Source organism: Streptomyces sp. NPDC005141 (assembly GCF_053599975.1).
In genome coordinates, this window is the sequence record NZ_JBSFYW010000128.1 from 1 (window position 1) to 7,029 (window position 7,029).

General features: G+C 66.8%; 8 protein-coding genes and 1 pseudogene. 4 read left to right on the forward strand and 5 right to left on the reverse strand.

The genetic code is table 11. The features are described 5' to 3' along the window. Positions 1-181 precede the first annotated feature (181 nt). Positions 182-466 carry a hypothetical protein gene (locus ACWD68_RS41215; RefSeq protein ID WP_451811607.1) on the reverse strand — a complete coding sequence of 95 codons (285 nt, stop codon included), beginning with the start codon at positions 464-466 and terminating at the stop codon, positions 182-184. A gap of 72 nt (positions 467-538) precedes the next feature. Next, a complete protein-coding gene (locus ACWD68_RS41220; protein WP_451811608.1) occupies positions 539-1,279 on the reverse strand; it encodes a hypothetical protein in 741 nt (246 codons plus the stop codon). Between the two features lie 456 nt (positions 1,280-1,735). Here ACWD68_RS41220 and ACWD68_RS41225 point away from each other — a divergent pair, with 456 nt between their 5' ends. From ACWD68_RS41225 to ACWD68_RS41235, 3 genes are all read left to right on the forward strand, one after another. Continuing rightward, positions 1,736-2,215 carry a hypothetical protein gene (locus ACWD68_RS41225; protein WP_451811609.1) on the forward strand — a complete coding sequence of 160 codons (480 nt, stop codon included), beginning with the start codon at positions 1,736-1,738 and terminating at the stop codon, positions 2,213-2,215. 192 nt (positions 2,216-2,407) lie between these two features. Then, the gene (locus ACWD68_RS41230) at positions 2,408-2,686 is read left to right on the forward strand and encodes a hypothetical protein (protein ID WP_451811610.1); all 279 of its coding nucleotides are present in this window, start codon (positions 2,408-2,410) and stop codon (positions 2,684-2,686) included. A gap of 211 nt (positions 2,687-2,897) precedes the next feature. Beyond that, entirely contained in the window at positions 2,898-3,188 is a 291-nt protein-coding gene (locus ACWD68_RS41235; protein WP_451811611.1) for a hypothetical protein, read from the forward strand. Between the two features lie 646 nt (positions 3,189-3,834). Here the strand turns inward: ACWD68_RS41235 and ACWD68_RS41240 are convergent. Both ACWD68_RS41240 and ACWD68_RS41245 read right to left on the reverse strand, forming a co-directional pair. Continuing rightward, positions 3,835-4,179: a hypothetical protein gene (locus ACWD68_RS41240; RefSeq protein ID WP_451811612.1), complete on the reverse strand. Its 345-nt coding sequence runs from the start codon at positions 4,177-4,179 to the stop codon at positions 3,835-3,837. A gap of 229 nt (positions 4,180-4,408) precedes the next feature. Beyond that, entirely contained in the window at positions 4,409-5,119 is a 711-nt protein-coding gene (locus ACWD68_RS41245; protein ID WP_451811613.1) for a hypothetical protein, read from the reverse strand. Positions 5,120-5,774: 655 nt separating this feature from the next. Between ACWD68_RS41245 and ACWD68_RS41250 the strand changes: the two are divergent. Then, positions 5,775-6,159 (forward strand): annotated as a pseudogene (locus ACWD68_RS41250) (transposase family protein); the annotation flags it as partial. A gap of 90 nt (positions 6,160-6,249) precedes the next feature. Here ACWD68_RS41250 and ACWD68_RS41255 read toward each other — a convergent pair. Next, the gene (locus ACWD68_RS41255; protein WP_451811614.1) at positions 6,250-6,495 is read right to left on the reverse strand and encodes a hypothetical protein; all 246 of its coding nucleotides are present in this window, start codon (positions 6,493-6,495) and stop codon (positions 6,250-6,252) included. Positions 6,496-7,029 lie beyond the last annotated feature (534 nt).

Sequence of the window (7,029 nt, forward strand, 5' to 3'; positions counted from 1 at the left end):
TACCACCAACCCCCCCCCCGGCCGAGGCTCGCCACCCCCCCCCCCCCCCCCCGCCTCCGTGCAACCCGATGCAGAGATGGTGCCGACTAAATCGAAAAGGTATGCAGGTAAAAGACCTTGCGCCACGCGTAAAAGCAGTGGCACCGCGCCGAAGGGATGGAGGGCGCGAGTGGGAGGTCGGTCAGAGCGCCCGGCTGTTGCAACCCATTTCGGAACCGAGATGGCTCTTCTGCGCGCCCGCGGCCCCTTCTCCGTTCAGCAAGTTGCCGGCCAGGCCGGTGAGGGCGCCGACGCTGCCGAGCACCTCGATGTTCATGTCGTGCGAGCGGCACTCGACGCCCTGCGTGATGTCGATGCTGTCGGTGTCGTGGCCCTGATCGCCGTATGCGGAAGCGGTGCCGGCACCCAAGGAGCCGACACTGCCGAGGAGGGCGCTCAGAAGAACTACCTTGTGCAACTTGCGCATTTGAAGCTCCTTGGAGGAGTGCGGGGATCTGACCTGTTGAGTCAGGACTGCGGATGTGCAGGGGGCGGGCCGTCAGCCGAGTCGGGGAAGGCCCAGCTGTCCGACGGGAGGGGCCGCGACCTGCCCGAGGGCGACCGGAGCCAGCTCCGGTGCGCTCGTGGGCGTGACCGTCGGGTTGACGAGCGGGTTTACCTGAGGGTTGAGCTGCGGGTTCACCTGGGGGGCGATAGACATCGGGGCCTCTGAGCCGAATGTCTGGGGTACTGCTACCTGCGGGGCCACTTGCGGCATGACCTGCGGCATGACCTGCGGCACGACCTGTGGCGGGGCGGCCTGCGCCGGCTGCGCGGGCGCGGCCTGCGCGAACTGTGCGGGCGCGGCCTGCACCGGCTGCGCGGGCGCGGCCTGCGCGGGTGCCGGCTGCGCGAACTGGGCGGGCGCGGCCTGCGCGGGTGCCGGCTGCGCGAACTGGGCGGGCGCGGCCTGCGCGGGTGCCGGCTGCGCGAACTGGGCGGGTGCGGCCTGCACCGGCTGCGCGGGCGCGGCCTGTTGCAGGTTCGGTGAGCTGGAGGCTTGGGCTGTTCCCTGTGATGAGGTCGAGGCCGAGGCGTATCCGGTCTGCTGTGGTCCTGACTGGGCGGCCTGTGGGGCTGGTTGGGGAGCGGCGGCCGGAGCGGGCGGCTGATCCGGAACCGATGCCGGGGTGGCACCGAGGTGCCCCTCCGGTGAGTTGGCATAGCTGCCGCCGGCGCCGATGCCGGCCAAACCGCTGGCCGCCGCGACGACGAGCGCGGCCTTGTGAAGCTTCCGCATGAAAACCCTCGGCCCTTCGTTACCTGAAATGTGAGTCCATTGCATTCAATGCGGTCACGCGTGCAGTTGGTGCGTCACTCGCATCGCGCCGGAGGCTACGGTTATCTCGAGGAGCACGCGCTTCGTATCGGAGCTGGCAGCGGATCCTCTACCTCTCAATGGTTTACGGTCGCCGCCCTCTCCTCCGGGGAACGAGGTTTCGGCGCCGTGGTCACGGCACGCGCCGAGTCGTCACCCATTTGCCGTCTGCCGGCCCGGACGTCACGGCTCGCACGCCGCATCAAATGGGTGACCACACCCCCGCACCCGTTTCGAGTCCGTGATCTCTTCGTTCCCCACGGGGCGACAGGGATGGCCCATCGCAGCCGAACTCGGGCAGCGAGGACAGCGAAGACTGCGCTGCCCCACCGGCACATCTGCTTCCGTGCACAGGTCAATTGAAGAGCCGAGGAACTCATGCGTTTGCTTCACAAGGTCGCGCTCGTCGCAGCAACAGCCGGCGGCCTGGCCGGCGTCGGCGCCGGCCCAAGCTCCGCCGTCACCCCGTCCACCCTCAACGGCGTTGCACCGCAACCGGTTTCGCAGCCCGACACCCAGGCAGCCTCGGCGTCCTCCGCTCAGGCGACCACGCAGACCTACGGCTCGCCGGCTCCACAACAGCTGGCACCGTCGCGTGGCACTCAGGTTTCCCCGCAGGTCAACCCGCAGCTGAATCCGCAGTTCAGCCCGCAGATCTCTCCTGAAGCGCCGCAGAAGCAACAGGGCGCTTCGGCGGGGCAGGCCAACCTGTTCCGTCCGTACCAGGAGTGCAGCCCGCAGACCCTGCTCGATGCGAACGTCCCGGTCGCCCTGCTCGCCGCAGCCCAGACCCGGGGCGTTGAGTGCACCCAGGCCAACAGCCAGACGAACTCGTTCGCCAACGTGCAGCAGCACTGACGGACGACCACGTCGATGCCGGGCACGGGCAGCGGACGGACCGGGCTCTCGCCCTGCGATACGCCTTTCGGTGCTTCCTTGGCGACATGCCAGCGTGTCGTTGTCCAATTCACGGCATTTGTCCGCTATTCTTCCGCAATGTAACCGCGATCCACTCACGGATCGCAAAAACTCACTTCCATCGGAGATGAAATGCGCAAGCTTCGCAACGTTGCCGTCCTGGTCGCTGCCATCGGCAGCATCGGACTCGTGGGCGGTACGGCCTACGCCGGCGGTCACGGCGAGGGTGGGGACCAGTTCAGCATCACGCAGACCACCAACTGCAAGTCGCACGACCTGAACCTCGACGTCCTCGGCCAGGTCGGCGTGCTGAACGGCCTGCTGGGCAACGCCCTCAACGGCGAAGGCAACCCGGGCGCCCAGTCCACGGACATCGGCTCCACCATGGGCTGTAACAGCAGCGCCTTCTGAAGTCCCCTCAGGCGTAAAGACGCCGAACCATGAACGGTCCCGGCACTGGGCCTCAGGCAAAGTGCCGGGACCTTCACGTGCGCCAAACACTTCCTAGGCGGCGCAGCGCTGGATGCTTCCGGGCACTCCGCTCTGGCGCCGTTGAACCCTCCACGTCACCTAGAGGCGATCCCTCGCAGATCGCATTTACCTCACGTCTTCTGGAGATGACATGCGCAAGCTCCGCACGGCCGCCGTCCTGATGGCCGTTCTCGGAAACGTCGGACTTCTGGGCGTCAGCGTCGCCCACGCAGATCAGGGCTGGGACGGGGGCAACGGCGACAGCATCAGCGTCTCGCAGAGCACCACCTGCCAGTCGCACGACCTGAACCTCGATGTCCTCGGTCAGGTCGGCATCGGCAACGGGCTGGGCGGCAACCTGCTGGGCGGCGAGGGCAGCCCGGGGGCCCAGAAGACGTCGCTGGGCTCAACCGCGGGCTGCGACAACAAGTTTGGCGGCTAAGAGCTCTCTGCAGGCCCTAAGCCTGGCGTTTCGGTCCTGTCGTCGAAACGGCCCCGAACGTGCTGTTGGGTTTGCCTGAGTTCCGAACGCAGCTACGGCCTTCGCCTGATCCTGTGCTCCTTCACGGAAGCAGGGGATCAACGCGAAGGCCGTAGCTGTGAGGCTGTCGCACCACGGCGTCCCGAGGGATGCGATTGCCGAACCCGGCACGCTTTTCGACGGGACTCCGTGCCGGTCTGACGGGCGGCGCAATGCCCTGTTCGAGCTGAGTGATGCCCTGCCATGTACAGCCCGGTGCGGTCATTGGCCGAGCCGTCGTTGGAGCCTGAGCGCCCGCGCCTGCCCGCCGGTTGGGGCGGAGGCGAAAGTGCAGGATTCGATCCGAACGCGTCCGGCCCAGCAACTCCACGGGCAGGTCCGCGAGTGGGAACACCAGGCGGGTCACGTCGTAGCCGGCATCAAGGACGGCCAGGACGGGCGGACCGCCGATTTGCCACCGGCCTGCCCATGCAGCCGCTGGAGCGTCTCCGGGGCCTGGCCGGCGGTGACGGGGAACTCTGGTCTGCTTCGGGTAGGAGCCCTGCCTCTATAAAAACGAAATGCTGGTCCGGGACCTCTTCCCCGGACCAGCATTTTCCGTGAGCGCTCAGCTGTTGATGTGCGGCTTCTTGAACCCCTCAGGCAGCTTGGCCGTGTTGGAGCAGTCCACAACCGGCCCCGCTTTGACGGTTTCGCTTCCCAGGATTTGGTCCTGCTGCGTGACCACGTGCGGCTGGTCTGTTGACGTGCACTGCTGGTCCTGCTTGATGACGTGCGTGCCGTCCTTGTCGATGTACGTATCATTTTTCTGAACGCACACAACGTCCTCCTGCACGACGGTGGGGCAGGCACCTGGATTTCCCTCAGCATGTGCATGTGTAGCGCCGAGGCAGATGGCGGCGAGGCTTCCGACGAATGCTGCGGCGGTCGCGGTCTTCTGCGAAAAGAGCATGGGTTGCATTCCTTTGTAGTGAAGAATCGGACAGTCTTTTATTGACCGGCGTTGCCCGTGCCGAGAAAGTCAAGCAATCAAATCTTTGCCCGCCGGCAGGATGGTTGTAGCCCGGACGCGAACTCAGCGTCCGGGCTACCTGCACCACGGGTATCACTCAGCGCACCGCTCGGTCCGTATCCCCGACGCCGAGTGAGGCCGCGGTGGGCCTTGACTCGTAGCTCCGCCCTTAGCCGTTACCACCCTGGGCCTGGACCGGCTCCTGAGCCTGACCCTGCTCCTGGGCCTGGACCGGCTCCTGAGCCTGGACCGGCGACTGGACCGGCTCCTGAGCCTGGACCGGCTCCTGAGCCTGACCCTGCTCCTGAGCCTGGACCGGCTCCTGAGCCTGACCCTGCTCCTGAGCCTGACCCTGCTCCTGGGCCTGGACCGGCTCCTGAGCCTGCTCCGGCGCCTGGACCGGCTCCTGAGCCTGGACCGGCTCCTGAGCCTGGACCGGCTCCTGAGCCTGGACCGGCTCCTGAGCCTGGACCGGCTCCTGAGCCTGCTCCGGCGCCTGGACCGGCTCCTGAGCCTGCTTCTGGGCCTGGACCGGCTCCTGGACCTGCTCCGGCGCCTGCGCCTGGACCGGCTCCTGAGCCTGGACCGGCGCCTGGACCTGGACCGGCTCCTGGGCCTGGACCTGCTCCTGCGCCTGCTTCTCGGCCTGCTCCTGGACCTGCTCCTGGACCTGCTCCTGGGCCTGCTTCTGGGCCTGCTCCTCCTGCGGCTGGAAGTAGTAGCCACCCCCGACGGCCACGGCGTTGGCAGACGAAGTGGCGACGGCGGTGACCGGTACAGGCGCGCCGTCGTTACCGTCGGCGAAGCTGATGCCGACCCCGAAGGCGGACAGCCCCGCAACGGACGCCGCTACGACCACGGCGCGCTGAAACTTACGCATAAATGACCCTTTCCTGACCCAGGCATACCGCCCGGAATGACGACTCACCGTAATCGTAGGCACGCCAGGTGTAATCAATCGGGGATTTACACCCCCATGTCGCGCCTGAGCCCCATATGCGGTAATGCGCCAATGAGGCCGTAGAGCGGGATTCAGCCGTCGCGCTCCTCAGGAAGGAGGCCGGGCAGTTTCCGCTTCCTATCGATCGGTTTTAAGGAGCTCCAGACGTGACAGGCGAACAGGTCACCTGAGGGCCGAGTCGCGTCGTGCCATTGCCCATGGCGGCGGGCAGCGTTACGGACTGCACCGGCATGCAGGACTCCTGATGAGGAATGGCGCCGCGCCCGGTGCTCCCTTCGATGTGCTGCACACAGACGACGTCCCCCTGGGGGCTCCGAGTGCAAGATGCCGGGTCTCCCGCGGCGTACGCATACGTGATGCCCGTGGACGTCACGACGAGCCCGCCGATGAGCCCCGAAAGGGCCGCGATCTTTTTCCTGCTGAACATGTGATGCGTGTCCTTAGTACGGGCGCCCGGGCGCCGCTCCCTCACGATCGGCCGCGCCGCAGGCGTGGCCTGCGGCACCGAGCCTTTTCCAACTTTCCGCGTCGGCCGGAGAGTTGGCCCGACAGGCGGATGAAGCTGCCGGCAGTGGTGAACGCGCAGGGCATGGCCGGCCCGAAAGGCCGTCTCCTCTGGGCTTCACCGGCCCTGCCCGGCGCCGTCCATGACGCCGGGGCAGCACGCGCGCACGGCATCATCGACGCCCTCACCGAGACCGGCATCACCTGCCGGCCGGACAGGGGCGACCACGGTGCAGGCGACTCAGCCCATCTCCCCTTACCGTGGCCGATGGGACGCCCTCCCGGCCTGCCGGCAGGCCGTCAACCGGTCCCGCGCGAGGTCCGGGCACTGGCCGAACAAGCCATCGCCACCCTCGAGTCCCGGCTTACCTCTCCGCAAGCCCCGCCGCTCGACGACCGGGGTCACCGGCCTCGTCCAAGCGGTCCTCGCCCTCCATCCGGCCAACTCGCACTGAGATCAAGGCAGCCGGCTGCCGGCATTCGATCCCTTCGGGTTAACCCGAAGGGATCCCGTACCGGCCGTCGCGATGATGACGTCGCTGACCTCAGCCAGTGAAGGCGCGGTTGTGCTGGCCGCAGGTGGTGTCCTTGGTCTGACCGAAACCGAGCACTCCGATCGGGATGTCGTTCTCCAACACCGTCTGCGGGCTGCACTCCTGGTACGGACGGTAAAGGTCCAACACCTTCGGTCCCTTGTCATGGGTGTCGGCGACAGCCGTTCCGGCGCCGACGGCGGACAGGCCACCGGCCGCCACTGCTGCTGCGATCACGATCTGCTGAAACTTACGCATGGAACCCTCGGTTCTCCATTGCCTGCACATGACGGCTAGTTGCCTAGCGTGACTGAATGAACACTAGCAGTAGCATCTGGTGGTCGGCGCACGGAGGTCATACGTGTCCAACGCAGGAGCCGGACCCGGCGTGGACACCAACTGGCGCCGCAAAAGGACGCTTTGCCGTTCGGCATACGGTATGGGCGCACCGCAGAAGAGGGCCCGGCACGGCACACCGCCGCATCAAACCAATTGCCTGGAGCGAGAATTAGGGCTTGCAGAGAATCAACTCGCTGTCTTGATCCTTGGCGTCAGGGTGAGGCCGGGGCGGCGGCCGGTGCAGAGGTGGTGATTGCCCCTCCGGATGGTGATGGCGAGGGCGGGAGTGCGCCGTTCCGGATGAGCATGGCGTTGCGATTGGTGCAGGCGGGTTGATCTCCGGGGTGCCGAGGGGCACGTTGAATCCTCCCCCAGCTGAAGCAGGGGGATTCCTGGCTCACACTGCCTGCGGGTCAGCGACCCAACAGGTCTTCCGCGATCAACACCAGCCGG